13 protein-coding genes are annotated in these 17,621 nt (G+C 64.2%); 8 read left to right on the top strand and 5 right to left on the bottom strand.

Going from position 1 to position 17,621, the window contains the following annotated elements; all coding sequences use genetic code 11:
- The first annotated feature begins 525 nt into the window (after positions 1 to 525).
- The 7 genes from LZ005_RS00575 to LZ005_RS00545 all read left to right on the top strand — a co-directional run bounded on the left by LZ005_RS00575 (position 526) and on the right by LZ005_RS00545 (position 10,238).
- Positions 526 to 1,572 carry a DUF4214 domain-containing protein gene (locus tag LZ005_RS00575; protein WP_237803220.1) on the top strand — a complete coding sequence of 349 codons (1,047 nt, stop codon included), beginning with the start codon at positions 526 to 528 and terminating at the stop codon, positions 1,570 to 1,572.
- Positions 1,573 to 1,711: 139 nt separating this feature from the next.
- Entirely contained in the window at positions 1,712 to 2,530 is an 819-nt protein-coding gene (locus LZ005_RS00570; protein WP_237803217.1) for a hypothetical protein, read from the top strand.
- Between the two features lie 45 nt (positions 2,531 to 2,575).
- Positions 2,576 to 4,579 (top strand): glycosyltransferase family 2 protein, encoded by a 2,004-nt coding sequence (locus LZ005_RS00565; RefSeq protein WP_237803215.1) that lies wholly within the window; start codon positions 2,576 to 2,578, stop codon positions 4,577 to 4,579.
- On the top strand, positions 4,576 to 6,888 hold the full coding sequence (locus tag LZ005_RS00560) for a glycosyltransferase (RefSeq protein ID WP_237803213.1): 2,313 nt from the start codon (positions 4,576 to 4,578) through the stop codon (positions 6,886 to 6,888). Before LZ005_RS00565 ends, LZ005_RS00560 begins: the two co-directional genes overlap by 4 nt.
- Positions 6,885 to 7,499, top strand: a complete 615-nt coding sequence (locus tag LZ005_RS00555; protein ID WP_237803199.1) for a methyltransferase domain-containing protein — start codon at positions 6,885 to 6,887, stop codon at positions 7,497 to 7,499. Before LZ005_RS00560 ends, LZ005_RS00555 begins: the two co-directional genes overlap by 4 nt.
- Positions 7,496 to 8,704 (top strand): glycosyltransferase, encoded by a 1,209-nt coding sequence (locus tag LZ005_RS00550; RefSeq protein WP_237803197.1) that lies wholly within the window; start codon positions 7,496 to 7,498, stop codon positions 8,702 to 8,704. The genes LZ005_RS00555 and LZ005_RS00550 overlap by 4 nt, the downstream gene beginning before the upstream one ends.
- A 10-nt stretch (positions 8,705 to 8,714) precedes the next feature.
- Positions 8,715 to 10,238 (top strand): class I SAM-dependent methyltransferase, encoded by a 1,524-nt coding sequence (locus tag LZ005_RS00545; protein WP_237803195.1) that lies wholly within the window; start codon positions 8,715 to 8,717, stop codon positions 10,236 to 10,238.
- Between the two features lie 241 nt (positions 10,239 to 10,479).
- Here the strand turns inward: LZ005_RS00545 and cysQ are convergent, their stop codons facing one another.
- The 5 genes from cysQ to LZ005_RS00520 all read right to left on the bottom strand — a co-directional run bounded on the left by cysQ (position 10,480) and on the right by LZ005_RS00520 (position 16,904).
- Entirely contained in the window at positions 10,480 to 11,277 is a 798-nt protein-coding gene (cysQ, locus tag LZ005_RS00540) for a 3'(2'),5'-bisphosphate nucleotidase CysQ (RefSeq protein ID WP_237803187.1), read from the bottom strand.
- 47 nt (positions 11,278 to 11,324) lie between these two features.
- Positions 11,325 to 13,412, bottom strand: a complete 2,088-nt coding sequence (gene flhA / locus LZ005_RS00535; protein ID WP_237803185.1) for a flagellar biosynthesis protein FlhA — start codon at positions 13,410 to 13,412, stop codon at positions 11,325 to 11,327.
- Positions 13,413 to 13,680: 268 nt separating this feature from the next.
- The gene (flhB, locus tag LZ005_RS00530) at positions 13,681 to 14,850 is read right to left on the bottom strand and encodes a flagellar biosynthesis protein FlhB (protein ID WP_237803176.1); all 1,170 of its coding nucleotides are present in this window, start codon (positions 14,848 to 14,850) and stop codon (positions 13,681 to 13,683) included.
- Positions 14,851 to 14,959: 109 nt separating this feature from the next.
- Positions 14,960 to 15,868: a class I SAM-dependent methyltransferase gene (locus tag LZ005_RS00525; protein WP_237803174.1), complete on the bottom strand. Its 909-nt coding sequence runs from the start codon at positions 15,866 to 15,868 to the stop codon at positions 14,960 to 14,962.
- Positions 15,869 to 15,998: 130 nt separating this feature from the next.
- Positions 15,999 to 16,904, bottom strand: coding sequence for an FkbM family methyltransferase (locus tag LZ005_RS00520; RefSeq protein ID WP_237803161.1), 906 nt, complete (start codon positions 16,902 to 16,904; stop codon positions 15,999 to 16,001).
- Between the two features lie 282 nt (positions 16,905 to 17,186).
- On the opposite strand from LZ005_RS00520, the gene LZ005_RS00515 reads away from it, so the two are divergent.
- On the top strand, positions 17,187 to 17,621 hold the full coding sequence (locus LZ005_RS00515; RefSeq protein WP_237803155.1) for a GSCFA domain-containing protein: 435 nt from the start codon (positions 17,187 to 17,189) through the stop codon (positions 17,619 to 17,621).

Below are 17,621 nucleotides of genomic sequence, written 5' to 3'. Positions count from 1 at the left end.
GGGGAGCAGTGCTCTTCTGATAGCTGCCATTATTCCGAAACGCCCTGCCCGACCATCGGCCGAATAGTGCGGGAAAAGCCGGTTATTTCCCTCAAACATGGTTTCAGGCGTAAATGCTGCGACGCAGCATCTGCAGGGGAATGTATTTACATCGGCATAACTTCAATCATCACTTTGATCAGAGATTTTGAACCGGCGACGTTCAATTTTTTGCATTCTTGCGGCAACAATTCGATGTATTGACGCCCAAACCGGTTTTTCAATTCCATATGGAAACATGCGGCTTTCGATCGTTTCCGTTCGCAAATAATTCCCATTATGTACATACGCGAAGTTGCAACATTCCGATACAAGAATGTGTGTTTCGGAGAGAATTCTTGCGTTGCAGCAGGTTATAATCCGCCCTGATGCATTGTGTGATATGCCTGATCTTCATCACACCCAACAAGTGATCCACCTCAGGTCCAAAACACGCCTGGGGTGGCGGCAATTAATAACTCCAATGCCGTATAAGCGGGGGCTAATATGTACGAATCAAATACTTCGACAGTCAAAGACGCGCTGAAAACAGCGAGTCCCGTCGTCTTCACGGATGACACGATCAATAAAATCCTGAACCTGACCACCAAGGGTAGCGATACCGTGGTCACGATTCAGACGGCTGCACCTGACACCAGCGGCAACGTGACGGTGCCGAGCGGCTCCGAGGTTGTGATGATCGATCCGGGCAATACCAATGTCCCGACCGTCATCGCCCCGCCGAAAAACGTGCCGGTGGTGATCTTCCAGGGCAAGGGCGGCGTGGTCGCCACCCTGAACGACGGCGTCACCGTACCGTCCTCGGCGCCTGGCACCGTGGACCGCGTGGTGGTCGGCTCCGCTGGCGGCGACAAGATCATTGTGGCCGACGCGCGCAATACCCAGGTCGTTCTGGGCAGCGGCGACAGCACCGTGACGACCGGCCTCGGTGTGGACACTGTCCAAGCTGGCCTGGGCAATTCGACCATCGTCGGCGGCTCTGGCAACTACTCCGTCGTCAAGCTGAGCGGTACGGCCACCAACTACCTGGTGTCTGCGAGCAACGGCCATGCCGTCATCACCGACAACACCACGCACAAAGTCACCGACATCAGCAAGATCCAGTACGTGCAGCTGGATCAGGGCAAGGCCCTGGTCTTCGCCAAGGACTCGGTCGAAGCGGCCATCACCACGCTGTACCAGACCGCATTTGGCCGCACCGCCGATGCCGGCGGCCTGGACTACTGGTTCGACCTGGGCCGCGCCGGCGTCAGCCTCAAGCAGATCGCCAACGCCTTCACCCACGTGTCCGAGTTCGCTGCTCAGGCTGCGCTGTCCGACGCCGACTTCGTGCAGGGCCTGTACCAGCACACCTTCGGCCGCGCTGGCGAAGCGTCCGGTGTCGCTTTCTGGACCGATGCACTGAGCCACGGCGCCACCCGTGCCGACCTGATCTATCAGTTCGCCCAGGTTGGCGCCGCGAATATCGCTGGCAATGTCCACACCGAAGCTCAGGTGATCGGCAACGTCACCATCGTCAGCGGCATCATCTGATCGTACATTTGGCGGGCAGTCTGCCGCCTTGGCAAAACCCGGCCCCGCGCCGGGTTTTTTTTGACCTCAAAAGCCTTACTTCCGCTCGCTGATTGCCCCTATAATCATCAGGCCCCAAACCCCATCTGACAGACAGCCTATGGAAATCAAGAACTCCGTCGTCGCTCTGAAACCCGGCATCTTCATCCTGCGCCACCCGGCCGATTCCGCAGTGCCGATCAGCATCTCGCGCGCCCCTGGCGGCCGCGGCAATATTCAGGCCTTGTGGACCGATGGCACCCAGGGCGCCATCCTGCGCAATGGCGCCGACTGCATCGTCATGCATATCAAGGATGCCGAGGTCCATCTGCTGGTCAGTGCGTTTGTCGAAGCCGGCCAGCCGGCCCCGGCCCTGCGCATCGACGAGATCGGGCTCGACGACGGTGCGGCCGCCGCCCTGCCTGCCGCTGAGGCCGATGTGCTGGAAATTCCGCCCCAAGGCCTGTCCCTGGTTGGGCATATTGAACGGCGCGGCGACTGCGTGGCGGCGCCGGGCGCCACCCTGGGCGACCCGGCCAGCGCGGCCCGCCTCGAAGGCTTCCAGCTCGAATGGCCGGACAAGCCGAAGTCGATCGACCTGACCTACAGCGCCGTGATCGAAGACCACGGCCCGACCGCGCTGATGAAGTGCGGCGATTTCTGCGGCACCCGCGGCGAAGCGCGCCGCCTGACCGAAGTCAGCTTCAGCCTGATCGGCAAGGATGCGGCCAAGTTCGAACTGACGGGCAACGCCTATTTCTCGGGCGGCTTCACCGTGCCGGTCATGTCCGGCATGCCCCTGAGCGGTCCCAGCGGCCTGGAGCATCTGGTCGCGCTCGAGCTCGGGACGCGCATTGCCCTGCCCAAGGCGGCCAATCCCTGGAAGTCGGACAGCCGCACCAAGGTGTTCAAGAGCAAACCGGGCAGCAAGGCCAAGTAAGCCTGCCCAGCCTGCCGGCCCGTGCCGGCAGGCGCGCCTTCACGCATGACGACCCCACCCCGCTTCCTGGAAGAACTGGCTCTGCAGGCCCCGCGCACGCGCGCCGAAGCCCAGCTGCAGGCCGCCCTTGGCGCGTTCCAGGCCGGCCAGCTGGCCGAGGCCCTGATCGGCGTTGAAACCCTGTGCCGTTCTTATCCGCGCCAGATTCCGCCGCATCTGCTGCGCGCCAAGATCCTCGAGCAGGTGCGCCCGGCCCTGAACGCCAAGGCCTGGTTCCAGCCCTGGATACGTCGCCCGCACGACCCGCAATTGCAGGATCTGCTGCTCAAGGCCTGGCAGCAGGCCGGCGCCACGCGCAGCGTGCGCGAGCTGCTGCCTGCCCTGCTGCCGGCGCGCGCCCGGGCCGGCACGGCCGACAGCCTGCTGGCCATCGCCGGAGGCAGCGCTGCCCTTGGCGCCTGCTGGAAGACGGCCGATGGCATCGCCGCGCGCGTGCTGCGCGCGCCCCAGGCCGGGGCCGCCCAGGTCGACATCGTGCTGGCCTGCGAGACCCGGCGCTATCCGCTGCGCGTACCGGCCGACGGCCGCGTTTTCCAGATTCCCTGCCCCACGCCCGGCCAGGTCTGGTCGCTGGCCTTCAGCGAGGCCGATGGCGGCGCCCTGTTCGCCGGCTCGCCGCTGGTGTTCGCCACACCGGCGCCGGCAGCCGACCCGCGGCCGGCGCCGCCCGAAGGCCGTCCGGTCGGCGTGGTGATTCCGGTCTACCGCTCGGCCGCGATGACGCGCGCCTGCATCGACAGCGTATTGGCCAGCCTGGCCCACAACCGCACGCCGACGGCCGTGCTGGTGGTCGATGATGCCAGCCCGGAGAGCGAACTGCGCGCCTGGCTCGATGCCCAGGCCGCGGCCGGCCGCATCAATCTGCTGCGCAATCCCTACAACCTCGGCTTCATCGAGACCTGCAACCGCGCCATGCGCGCCCTGCCCGATTTCGACGTCCTGCTGCTCAATGCCGACACCCTCGTGCATGGCGACTGGATCGACCGTCTGCGCGCCGCCCTGCATGCGGCGCCCGACATCGCCAGCGCCGCCCCGTGGTCGAATAATGGCGAGATCTGCAGCTTCCCGCGCATCGTCGCGCCGGCGCGCATGCCGACTGCAGCCCAGCTGGCGCGCATCGACAGCACCGCCGCCGCCCTGCACGCGGCCGGCAGCATCGCCGACATCGATCTGCCGACCTGCTGCGGCTTTGCCGTCCTGCTCAGGCGTGAAGCGATCGACGCGATCGGCGGCTTCGATGGCGCCACCCTTAACCGCGGCTATAACGAGGAAGTCGACTGGTGCCTGCGCGCGCGCGCGGCCGGGTATCGGCACCGGCTCGCCAGCGGCGTGTTCGTCGCCCATGCGGGCACGGTCTCCTTCCGTTTTGAAAAGACTGTGCGCGTCCACGAGAACCTCAGCGTGCTGTATGGCCGCTACCCGCAGCATGCGGTCGAATACCAGGGCTTCCTGGTCGACGATGGCGCGCGCGCGCCGCGCGCGGCCCTGCTGGCGGCCCTGCAGGCGCAAGGCTGCGACTGGACCGCCGACTGCCTGGCGACCTTCGCCCGCAGCCACGAGGTGGCGCGCACACTGCCGCCGCCGCTGGCCACGCGCACGCGCCGCATCGCCATCTGGCAGCACCGCCTGGGCGCGCATACGCCGGCCATATTGCAGCTGGCGCGCGGCCTGGCCAGCGCCGCCGATGGCCGCTGGCGCCTGCTGCTGATCGGCGAGGCCAACGAGGCGCTGGTGCACACCGGCGTGCTCGACGCCCTGCCCGCAGCCGCCCCCGAAAGCCAGCCGCTGATCAGCGACACCACCCTGGTCGGTCTGGCCGGCTGCGAGCTGATCCTGGCCGAACCGGATGTCCCGGTGCCGGCCGGCGTCCGCTGCCTGCGCCTGGATGCCGATTTCGATCCCCAACGTTTGCTGCAGTCCTTGCTGGGACCGGTGCCCAAGGCAAGCAAACGCCGAACCCAAACCGCACCGGACCTGCAGAACGCATGAATTCACGTAAGAGCAGCAAGACCCAGCGCCAGCGCTGGCAAGGCCGGATCGAGGGCGAGCACCGCGGCCTGGTGTACGGCTGGGCCATCGACGCCAGCCAGCCGGACGCCCGCGTCGTCGTCGAAATCTGCCTCGATGGCACCGCCCTGTGCACGGCCACTGCCGACGTGCTGCGCAGCGATCTGGCGCCGCACTGGCCGGAGCTGCCCGACCACTGCCACGGCTTTGTGGCCGACATCGGCCTGCTGCGCCCCGGCCAGCGGGCCGTGCTGACGGCGCGCGTGGCCAACACCGACAGCACGCTCGAGGGCGCAGTCGAACTGCATGCCGACGTCAAACCGCCGCTGGCCGCAACCAGCATGGTGTTTCACGACGGCGGCCTGCGCCTGCACGGCTGGGCCGTGGACAGCCTGCGCCCGCAGCTGCAGCTGCGCATCCGCGCGCTCGACAAGCAGACCGTCCTGGCCGAGACCGTGGCCAATCTCGACCATCCGACCACGCGCGAACACCACAGCGGCCCGCATAGCTTCGTGCTCGATCTGCCGCTCAGCCTGGCCGACGGCCAGGAGCATGTGATCCATGTCGTCGACGGCGAAGGCCGCGCCGTGAACGGCAGCCCGCTGACCGTCTGTGCGCACGCTGCCGGCGCACGCGCCCTGCTCAGCGAGGCCGCCACGCCGGCCCTGCGGGCCCTGGCCAGCAGCTATGAACGTTTCCTGCCGCGCAGCCTCGGCTGGCAGCATTACCGTGCCTGGTGCGCCAGCTTCGAAGCCGATGCGCCGGCCGCCGGCAAGCACAGGCTGGCCGTTGTCCTGGCCGAGACCGGCGCCGACGCCGACGCCCGCGCCGCCAGCGCTGCCAGTGTCGCCGCCCTGCCCGGCGCGACCCTGTTCGCCAATGCGCGCCAGGACTTCAGCGCACGCCTGCGCGCCGCCCGCGCCAGCAAGGCCGAGCTGATTCTGTGCCTGCGCGCCGGCGACTGCCTGCGCCCGCACAGCGCTGCCAGTTTCGACGCCGCGTTTGCCGACCCCGAGGTCCAGGTCGCCTACTGCGACAGCGAAGACAGCGCCGGCCCCTGGTTCAAGCCGGCCTGGGACCGCGACTACGCGCTGGCCAGCGATTACCCGCTCGACGGCCTGTGCCTGCGCGCCAGCCTGCTCGACCCCAAGGCCCTACCGGCCGATGCCGCCAGCCTCGCCTGGCAGGCCCTGCTGGCCGCCGGCACGGCGGTCGCGCATGTGCCGCGCGTGCTCTATCAGCGCCTGCAGGCGCTGGCGGCCGACGAACAGGCCGCGCGCCTGGCCGCCGCCCAGGCCGCGTTAAAGCAGATCGACAAGCAGGCGCACCTGCTGCCGCGCGCCGATGCGCCGGCCGCGTATGCCTCGCGCCGGCTGCAGCGCAAGCCGGCCCGCGCCACCCAGGGCAAGACAGTCAGCATTATCATCCCGACACGCGACCGCGCCGACCTGCTGCGCACCTGCCTGGATTCGGTGCGCGCCCACACAGCCTGGCCGGCGCTGGAAATCATCGTGGTCGACAATGGCTCGAGCGAAGCCGCCACCAAGGCCCTGTTCCGCCAGGAGGCCAAGCGCGGCACCCGCATCCTGTCCGCGCCCGGCCCCTTCAATTTCTCGCGCCTCAATAACCTGGCCGTCGACGCGGCCAGCGGCGACTTCATCGTCCTGATGAACAATGACATCGAGGCCCTGCACCCGGGCTGGCTCGAGGAAATGCTGAGCCAGCTGGGCCCGGATACCGGCGCCGTCGGCGCCAAGCTGCTGTGGCCGAACGACATGGTCCAGCATGGCGGCGTGGTGCTCGGCATGGGCAATGCCGCCGCCCACTTCGGCAATTGCCTGAGCGATGCCGACGAAGGCGACCACGGGCGCAATCAGGTGGTGCAGCAGCTCAGCGCCGTCACCGCCGCCTGCCTGCTGATGCGCAAGCGCGATTACCTGGCCGTCGGCGGGCTGGACGAACAGGCCTTCCCGGTCGCCTTCAACGACGTCGACCTGTGCCTGAAGCTGCGCGCGCGCGGCCAGACCATCGTCTGGACCCCGTTCGCGCGCCTGCGCCACGCCGAGTCGGCCAGCCGCGGGCGCGAGGACGATCCGGCCAAGCGCGCGCGCGCCACGCGCGAGCTGCAGCAACTGCGCACGCGCTGGGGCCATGTGCTGCTGCAGGACCCGGCCTACCATCCGAGCCTGAATCTTGATTCCCACAGCCAGGCCTTTGGCGGCCTGGCCCTGCCGCCGCGCGCGCGCCACCCGCGCCGTCCCGGCCTGCCCTCATCGACGAGCGAAGCATGAACGACCCCACCTCCACCGCCGCCCGGATTGTCCTCAACGTCGGCTGCGGCGACCCGATGAACGACCGCCTGCCGCCAGTGTTCCGCACGCCCGGCTGGCGCGAGGTTCGCTACGACATCGAACCGGCCTATCAGCCCGATCTGATCGGTTCGATCACGCAGATCGACCAGATCCGCGATGCCTGCATCGACGCGATCTGGTCCTCGCACAACCTGGAGCATCTGGACAGCTTTGACGTGCCGCGCGCACTGGCTGAGTTTCGCCGCATTCTGCGGCCCGACGGCTTTGCCCTGATCACCCTGCCCGACCTGCGCGCGATTGCGCGCCTGGTGGTCGAGGACCGCCTGACCGACACCCTGTACGAATCCTCGGCCGGACCGATCCGCCCGCTCGACATCCTGTTCGGGCACCAGGACTCGATTCAGCGCGGCCAGCCCTACATGGCCCACCGCACCGGCTTCACGGCCAGTTCGCTCGGCGCCGCACTGGTCGAGGCCGGGTTCGAGGAAGTGATGGTGCATGAAGGCAGCCGCTACGACCTGTGGGCCCTGGCGACGATGCCGGACACGCCGGCCTCCATCCTCAACGAGATGGCCAGCGTGATCGCGTGAACATCCTGTTCGTCCACCAGAACTTCCCGGGCCAGTTCCTGCGCCTGTCGGCGGAACTGGCGAAGTCGCCACGCAACCGGGTGGTGGCCCTGGCCATCGAAGGCGTGCCGGCCCCGCCCGGCGTGGAGAAGCGCGACTACAAGATTCTGCGCCAGCCGGTGCCGGGCCTCGACCTGCTGATGACCGAACAGGAAAGCAAGATCCTGCGCGGCGAAGGCTGCGCCGCCGCCGCCCTGCGCCTGAAGCACGAAGGCTTCGTGCCGGACGTGATCGTGGCCCACTCCGGCTGGGGCGAAGCCCTGTTTCTGCGCGACGTGTTCCCGCAGGCGAAAATCGCCGTCTACTGCGAATACTTCTACCGCGAGCACGGCCAGGACGTCGGCTTCGACCCGGAAGACCCGCCGCTGAATTTCCGCCAGCAGTGCCGCCTGCGCCTGCGCAATGCCAGCGAGCTGGTGAGCCTGGAGGCGGCCGACCTCGGCCTGACGCCCACGCGCTGGCAGCAGTCGACCTATCCGGCCGAATGGCAGCGCAAGCTGCATGTCATTCACGAGGGCATCGACAGCGCCGCCGTGGCCTACCGCCCGGACGCCAAGGTCGAACTCGGCGAGCGCAATGGCCGCGTGACCCACCGCTTCCAGCCGGGCGACGAAGTGCTGAGCTTCATGGCGCGCGAACTCGACCCGGTGCGCGGCTTCCAGGTCTTCATGCGCGCGCTGCCGCGCGTGCTGGCGCGCCGCCCCAAGGCCCAGGTGCTGGTGGTCGGCGGCGATGGCGCCGGCTATGGCCGGCCGGCCCCGGGCGGCAAGACCTGGCGCGAGCACATGCTGGCAGAAGTCGGCGCCGATCTCGACCTGCGCCGCGTGCACTTCCTCGGCAAGGTGCCCTATCCGGTGTTTGCCGACATGCTCAGCGTGACGCGCCTGCACAGCTACTGGACCACGCCGTTCGTGCTGTCCTGGTCCTTCCTCGAGGCCGGCATGAGCGGCGCGCCACTGGTCGGCTCGGCCACCGCGCCGGTGGAGGAATTCGCGCCCGAGCTCGGCGTGCCGACGCTGCCGTTCTACGATGCCGATGCCTTTGCCGACACCATGATCGCCCACCTGGCCGCGCCCCAGCCGATGCGCCGCCCGCCGCCGAAAATCAAGCGTCTGGAACTGAAACACTGCCTGAACGCACAGATCAAACTGCTTCAATCTCTCTGACGAGGCCACCATGGACTGGACCCAGGGCTATGCCAGCGGCACACCGTACACCAGCGGCCACTACCGCGAACAATCGCCGAGCTTTCTGGCCTATCTGTGCGCACTGCACGGCTACACGCCGCCCGACGCCAGCGCGCCGTTTAGCTATTGCGAACTGGGCTTTGGGCGCGGCCTGACCCTGCTGGTGCAAGCCGCGGCCCACCCGCATGCCCAGTTCTACGGCAATGATTTCAACCCCGGCCACGTCGCCGAGGCGCAGCAGCTCGCGCGCGCCGCCCAGCTCGACAATGTGCACCTGTTCGAGCACGACTTCGCGACCATGGCCCAGGCCGAGCTCGGCCTGCCGCAATTCGATTTCATCACCCTGCACGGCATCTACAGCTGGGTGAATGCGGAGAACCGCCAGCATTTGCAGCGTTTCATCCAGCGCTTTCTGAAGCCGGGCGGCATCGTCTACATCAGCTACAACGCCTTGCCCGGCTGGAGCGGCATGGCCCCGCTGCAGCACTTGTTTGCGCGCTATGCCGAAGCCAACCCCGGCCCGGCCGAACGCCAGGTGGCCGGCGCGCGCCAGCTGCTGGAAGCGCTGGCCGAGCACGACAGCGCCTATTTCAAAGACCAGCCCGGCGCGGCCCGGCGTCTCGCCAGCTTCAACCAGACCTCGGTCAATTATCTGGTGCACGAATACCTGCATCCGCACTGGCGCGCCTTCTATTTCGACCAAGTGGCGGCCGCGCTCGGATCGGCCAAGCTGCAATTCGTGACGCGCGCCTCGGCCGCCACGATCTATGAAAATCTGCTGTTCACGCCGCCCCAGCTGGCCATGCTGGCGGGCATTGCCGACCCGATCCTGCGCGAGACCGTGCGCGACTATGTGCTCAATATCGGCTTTCGCGGCGACGTGTACATGCGCGGCGCCGTGCGCATGGCGCCGGCCGCCCACCTGGCCTGGCTGAAGTCCTTTGCTGTGGTGGCGCGCGAGGTCAAACCCGAGCAGCGCTACACGACGCGGGTGCTGGGCCGCGAGATGCAGGGCAAGCGCGAGCACTTCGACGCCGTCTACCAGGCCCTGGCGACGGGACCGCAAACCCTGGCGGCCCTGTGCAGCCTGCCCGCCTTCGCCCACAGCGCCCATGTGGTGCCGCTGCAGGTCATGAATCTGATGATCGAGGGCGGGCATGTGCTGCCGGTGCTGCCGGGCTGGGTGGCCGATGGCAGTGCGGCCTGGCGTCTGAACCGCGCGGTCGCCGCACGCGCCCAGACCAGCGACGAATGGCAATACCTGGCCTCGCCTTACGGCAGCGGTGTGCACAGCCATCTGATTGAGCGCCTGGTCCTGCATGCGCTGCTGCAAGGCATGGCGCCGAGCGCCGCCGCCATCGCCCCCTGGGTCGGCCAGCGCCTGGGCGAGCTGCGCGCGCAGATCCCCGGTGCAGGTGTGGCCGGCGAGCACCAGGCGCTGGTGCAGAGCGCCGTTGCCGACGTGCTCAACCAGTCGCTGCCCGCCTGGCGCCGTCTGCATCTGCTGCCCTGAGCCGGCGGAACTCGCCGCCGGCTGCGCGCGTCCAAGCCGGACAAGGAGGCCGGCCATAGGCAGCGCGTTCAAACATCTCGTCGCAATCGGCGCGCTCGGCGGCGCCAGCTGGGCCGTGCTCCTCCTGCTGGGGCCGCCTGCACTGTATATTGCCTACCTGATCGGTGCGCTGGCCCTGGTGCGCGAAAACGGTCAGCTGCGCGCCCAGCAGCGCTGCCTGCAGGCCTGCCTGTGCCAGGCTTCAGCCGCGCAGCAACTGGCGCAGCGGCACGGCAGAGGCGACGAAATGCGGATTCAGTACGTCGGGCTTGCCATAGGAAAGCGGCTGGTCCTGCAGGTCGACCACCACCCCGCCCGCTCCTTCCAGCACCGCCTGGGCGGCCGCAGTATCCCATTCGCAAGTGGGGCCCAGGCGCGGATACACGTCGGCGCTGCCCTCGGCCACGCGGCACAGTTTCAGTGAGCTGCCGGCCTGCACCAGGCTGACTTCGCCCAGCGCGGCGATAAACGCGCGCGTCGCGTCGTTCAGGTGGCTTTTGCTCGCCACCACGCGCAGCGGGCCCGCCGCCAGCGGCTGCACCGCAATCGCGCTGCGCTGCCCGCCGGCCAGCCGCCAGGCGCCCAGGCCGCGGCCGCCGCCATAGCTCAGGCCCAGCGCCGGCGCCTGTACGATGCCCCAGACCGGGCGGCCCTGCACGACCAGGGCCAGATTGACCGTCATTTCGCCATTCCTGGCCAGGAATTCCTTGGTGCCGTCGAGCGGATCGATCAGCCAGAAGACCGGGCTGCCGGTGCGCAGCGCTTCGTCGTCTGCGCCTTCCTCGGACACGACAGGGATAGCAGGCGTCAGCCTTGCCAGGCCCGTGGCCAGGATCTGATGGGCCGCCAGGTCGGCCTCGGTGAGCGGACTGGCATCGGCCTTGTGGCTGACCTGCACCGCCCCGTCGGCGCGCGTATAGACGGCCATGATGGCCTGGCCTGCCGCGTCAACCAGCTCCAGCAGCGCTGGTTCGAGCGCCGCGATGTCCACCGTGTGCATGATCGTCCTCTCCCGTATCGATGCGCCATGATACGGGAAAGGCCGGATCAGGTGGGTGCGCCAACCAGGCTGGTGACGCGAATCGTCTTAGTATCCGGAATCTCCGAGTGCGAGAGCACTTTCAGATTCGGCAGCGCGCGGCGCAGGAAGCGCGAGATCAGCGGGCGCAGCGGTCCCGGCACCAGCAGCACCGGCGTCAGGCCCATCTGCTCCTGCTGGGCGGCGGCAGCGCCGGCCTGCTGGGCCAGGGTGTCGGCCACGCCCGGTTCGATGCCCGAGCCATCGCCGCCGCCGGCGGCCAGGGCCTGCATCAGCAGACGCTCGAGGCGGTTGTCCAGGGTCATCACGGTCAGCTCATTGGTGCCCGGGAAAATCTGCTGGACGATGGCGCGGCCCAGGGCCACGCGCACCAGCGCGGTCAGCTCGTTCGGGTCCTGGGTGGCGGTGGCATGCTCGGACAGGGCCTCGATGATCGAGCGCATGTCGCGGATGTGCACGCCTTCGCTGAGCAGGTTCTGCAGCACTTTCTGCAGCGTGGTCAGAGACACGACCTTCGGCACAAAGTCTTCCACCAGTTTGGGCGCTTCCTTGGCCAGATGGTCGAGCAGGGCCTGCACTTCGGTGCGGCCGAGCAGTTCGGCGGCGTGCGTGGTGATCAGGTGGTTCAGATGCGTGGCCACGACCGTGCCCGCGTCGACCACGGTATAGCCCATCGACTGCGCCTCGTCGCGCAGGCCGGCGTCGATCCAGACGGCCGGCAGACCGAAGGCCGGATCGGTCGTCACCAGGCCCGGCAGCGAGCCGCTGGCCATGCCCGGATTGATGGCCAGGTACTGGCCGTTGAGCGCCTCGCCCTGCCCCACTTCCACGCCTTTGAGCGTGATGCGGTAGGCCGAGGGCTTGAGTTCCAGATTGTCGCGGATGTGCACGGGCGGGCACAGGAAGCCGACTTCCTGGGCGAATTTCTTGCGGATGCCCTTGATACGCTTGAGCAGCTCGCCGCTTTGCTGCTTGTCGACCAGCGGAATCAGGCGGTAGCCGACTTCCAGGCCCAGGGTATCGACCGGCATGATGTCCTGCCAGGTCGCTTCCTCGTTTTCGGCCGGAGCCGCCTGCTGCTTGGTCTCCTCGGCGGCCTGCGGCTGCTTGGCCTTTTGCGACAGCAGGTAGGCAGCCGCGATCAGCATGCTAGACAGCAGCAGGAAGACGATGTGCGGCATGCCCGGAATGATGCCCATGCCACCGAGGATGCCGCCGGTGATGTACAGCACCTGCGGGCGCATGAACAGCTGATTGACCAGCTGCGAACCGATGTCATGTTCGCTGGCCACGCGCGAGACGATGATACCGGCGGCGGTCGAGATCACCAGCGAGGGAATCTGCGCGACCAGACCGTCACCGATGGCCAGCAGCGTGTAGTTCTGGATGGCGGCGGTGAAGGCCATATCGTGCTGGACCATGCCAACGATGAAGCCGCCGACGATGTTGATGACCGTGACCAGAATGCCGGCCACCGCGTCGCCGCGCACATATTTCGAGGCACCGTCCATGGCGCCATAGAATTCCGCTTCCTGCGCCACTTCCTGGCGGCGCGCGCGGGCTTCGGCCTCGCCGATCAGGCCAGCGTTCAGGTCGGCGTCGATCGCCATCTGCTTACCCGGCATTGCATCGAGGGCGAAGCGCGCGCCGACTTCGGCGATACGGCCCGCGCCCTTGGTGACGACGGTGAAGTTAATGATGGTCAGGATGATGAAGACCACGATACCGACCGTGTAGTTACCGCCGATCAGGAAGTGGCCGAACGCCTCGATCACCTTGCCGGCCGCATCCGCGCCGGTGTGGCCCTCGGTCAGCACGACACGGGTGGACGCCACGTTAAGCGACAGACGCAGCATGGTGGACACCAGCAGGATGCTGGGGAAGGCCATGAAGTCGAGCGGCTTGACCGTGTACAGGCTGGTGAGCAGCACGATCACGGACAGCGCGATATTGAAGGTAAAGAAGAGGTCGAGAACAAAAGCCGGCAGCGGCAGCACCATCATTGCCAGCAGCAAGATGATCAGAATCGGGGCGGCCAGGCCCTTGGTGTTCATGCCAGCGAGCAGGTCACGCAGCCACGGCGGCAGGTTGTTCATAGCGACACTCCTTTGATGATGCAAGAAGTGTCTCACGGGCAATGAAGAAGTGATCCCTCAAATAAGCGGCGGTTTCACCCTCAACTCAGGTCGTAAGGTGAATCGAAGGGCGGGTCGTCGGGCGCGTCGAATGGCGGTTCGTAGGGCGGGTCGTCGGGCGGGTCGTGGGGTGGGTCGTAGGGCGGGTCGTGGGGCGGGTCGTAGGGCGGGTCGTAGGGCGGGTCTTCAGACCCGCGCTGCCCGCGCTATCCGTGCCGCCCGGCCCCCCTCACTGCGGCGCCGCCCCACCCTTCTGCGCCTGCGGATTCAATGGATCCAGTTCCGCCGGCACAGCAATCCTGGTCGGCCGATCCGGATAGCGCCCCGCGCCCGACTTATACATGCGCAGTTGATAGACATAAGCCAGCACCTCCGCCACCGCCGCATAGAGCTTTTCCGGAATCTCCTGCTCCAATTCCGAGTGCGTATAGAGCGCGCGCGCCAATGGCGGCGCCTCCAGAATCGCCACCTTATGCTCCAGCGCGATTTCGCGAATCCGCAAGGCCGTCGCATCCACCCCCATGGCGACCACACGCGGTGCGCCACGCGAGCCCTCCTTGTACTGCAGGGCGACAGCATAATGCGTCGGGTTAGTCACGACCACATCCGCCGTCGGCACATTCGCCATCATGCGCTTGCGCGCCATTTCACGCTGCAGCTGGCGGATCTTGGCCTTGATCTGCGGGTTACCCTCCGATTCCTTGGCCTCCTGAATGACCTCCTGGCGCGTCATCTTCAGCTTATTGGCATAGTGCCAGAGCTGATAAGGTCCATCGATCGCCGCGATAATCCCCAGACCGCCAACGATGAACAGAAAAGTAGACCCCAGCAACTGCACCATGTGCGCGCTGCCCTTCTCGACCGGCTCATAAATCAGGCCGATGACCGCGTCCATTTCATTGATGACGACCACCCAGGCGATGGTCCCGACGAGAATCGTCTTCGCGATGGCCTTGAGCAGCTCCACCAGCGCATTGGACGAGAACATATTCCCCAAGCCGCGCATCGGATCGAGCTTGCCGAAATTGGGCAGAAACGCCTTCGGAGTGAACAGCCAGCCGCCGATGAGCACAGGCGAAATCAGCGCCACGAACATGACCGCCACGCCGAGCGGCAGGCAAGCGATCAGCACCTGGACCAGATCGCGCGCGACGCGTTCCAGCAGCGCCTCCGGCACAAACACCTGTTCGCGCGTGAGCGACAGCGCGTCGACCAGCATGGTGTTGAGCGCTTCCAGCACCCCGCCGCCGGCGAACCACAGGCCCGCCCCGGCCGCCATCAGCACCGTGAACGTGGCCAGCTCACGCGAGCGGGGAACGTCCCCTTCCTCGCGCGCCTGTTCGAGTCGCTTTTGTGACGCTGGTTCTGTTCGTTCTGCGTCGCTGTCTTCGGCTGCCATACATTTTCGGCTTTACAAACCTGTCCAAGTTTGCCACCAGCGAGAACAAGTTCAAGAGTGAAATAGATAGAGGAAAGTATGCGAAATCCACGCCAGGCAAGTTACGGCGCTATGATGCCTTGCGGCAATGAAAGATCAATTGGCGAGTGCAGTATCCCATTGCAGAGGAGAAAAAGACCAAGGCTTTCGCCTCTGCGAATCCGATTTGGCGCAACTCCCGCAAGAGACTCCATCCGTAGTGTCGGAAACACAATACACCCTCACTTGAAAGTGGGTTTCCGTGATATTCGGGGGCGAGTAAATGTTTCAATTGACCTTGTTCGTCAAAAACAGCGCGCTCAATATTTTCAACGGAATAGGGATTAAATGGAGCTGTGAAAAAAAAGCTCCCTCCCGGTTTCAAAGCTCGCAAACACTCTTTGAGCGCACTTTTGTAGTCATAGATGTGTTCTAGTACATCGAAGCTCAATATCGTACTCAGTGAATTATCACTAAACGTCAGTCTCGTGGCATCCTCATTCCGCAATCCGCGATCGTCCAACGCACCTAATGGAACGACATCACCCAAATACTCCGATCCAATCAAATTTGGATAGCGATTCCGCAGAAAACTATACATCGGCGTGGTTTGCTCCATGATGTAAATGGAGTCGCTATCGTAGACATTCGAGAACAATTCGAACACGTGGAGAGCCGCACGCATTCGATTGTTCAGATGCGTAATCGGACACACGACCCGCTCTCGCCAATTCATATTCGGAAAGCCACTGCCCCAATTGAAATCACAATAGAAATCGACCTCTTTTTCTGCTGAACAGGAATAGCCACGTAGAGTAAAAGGCCTGTCATCAGCAGGCAATACATCTTCGAGCGACTGAATATGTTCGGAATATGCTGTAGCCGACAATTCGCAGTGACGTTGAAATTCGTCGAAGCTTGCAACCGAGTAAACCTTCATAAGATTTTCTTTAGGAACATTTTTAGAGTGCTGCTGCGATAAATAATCGAGACCAGTCAACTACCGTCGCAGTGCAGGGCGATCAAGTCCGCACCCAGCACTGAAACAACGTCATGCATTCACATCGCAATTCTTAAACTGGATACGCGAATTGCATCTGATCCGAAGATCGCTCATCGAGATACGGCGGCTAGGCCAGTGTTAGTATTCCCAGGTCACGATAACTGTTCAGTAAATTCTTGTGCACGAAAAACCCGTTGACGTTGCCACTGATTTCTTCATGCAATACCAGTTTGTCTCCGTCTCGATTTGCAAAAAGGTAACCTAAGCTTTGCATGATAGCCCGCACTTCGGGATCCCTATTGGCACCTTCAAGCATGATCAAAGGCTTGTGCTGACTTAACGTTAACACCGAACCCGCCAGAACTTTGCTTTCGAGCCCTTCTACATCAATTTTGATCGCCGCTATAGGCCCCTTCAAGAAAGAACAAGCGGAGCCAGCAATATAGCTGTCCAAACTGCGGACTTCCGTTGTGTATGTGAAGATTCCGACATCAATATCGTCGTCGCGACAATATGTCCGCATGTGGGATACGACGTTCCGGGCAAGGTGATGCGTGTTAGGTGCAGACGACGCGCTGCACAAAGCCGCAATCGGAATATTGTTACACAGCGGAATGACGAACTTGAGCGTGTTGGTGTGGTCCCCCAATCCCACGATATCGAAGTCGTACCGGTCCGGCGCAAAGTTGCGAATGACGTCCAAGCAGTCCCGGTTCATGGGATTGACTTCGAAACTGAAGATTTTCGCCTGGACACCTACCGCCCACAAAGACGTTACGCTATACCCCCAATTGGCGCCCACATCAATGACGCAAGTTTCTGGGTCATTGAAACAGCGAAAAATCCTGAGGTCCTCATCATGAACATGACCCTGATGGAGATAGGTGTCCCGCAACCAAGCCGCCGGCGGCTCAAATTTAATCGCAGTCCAATCATGTTGAATATACTTCTCGGCGGATTTACTTCCCGCATAATAGTCATCAAAAATTACGCCGACAAAAGCTTCGGCACGTTCATCAAACTTCTTCACCATCCCCCGCCCCAATTCAATGTGAAACGCTGCAATGCAAGCACAATACAAGTTTGAACCAATTGTCCAATGGTACAGCAAAGCCCTTCGCGTCAGGGATAAGTAGCAAGTAGATCTTCCCAGTCTTGTTGGCGAGAATTTTCGTACTCGCATAAAATAGGGACACCCTTCACGGCTTGCTTCTCGCAAGCACAGTCTCAAACGGATGACTCATGTCGCCAAGGATCGTAGTATCTTCCAATTGCCAGACCGCGGGCCTAGCCTCTGCTTTGCGTCATCGCCGATTTGAAGAAGCTTTTTCATAAGGTCCGCTCCGTCAATCCTGGCGTCCAGTTCATTCTGAATGTTTCGCCAGTGCCTTTGGTGGCAATTTATGAGCAAAGGCATGTGTTGACATCGACCACAGTCAGTAAAGCCATTCTGCGGGTAGCTGCCGACGAGGTCGCCAATGGCCGGGAAGGCGTGATCTACTTCCCCTCCAACGAAATAATCACCTCACCAGCGAGCGGCGACCGCTACGACGCGGATGATCTCCGGCAAGTGACAGACGTCGAAGTCGCCCACGTCATGCGCTTGTTCACTAAGCATTTCTTGAATGGACCGACGACACAATCGGTACCATCGACGATGCCCGTCTTCGCACCGTCGGCAGCACAGGAAGAAAAAATTGTCTGCGAAGAAGAGGAAATAGAAAGGGCGGTACGGCAGGCCAGTTTTTGA

It is taken from the genome of Massilia sp. TS11 (assembly GCF_022012445.1).
Classification (GTDB): Bacteria; Pseudomonadota; Gammaproteobacteria; order Burkholderiales; family Burkholderiaceae_D; genus Telluria.
Note: the sequence above shows the minus strand (reverse complement) of the source record. Positions and strands in the feature narration are given on the sequence as shown.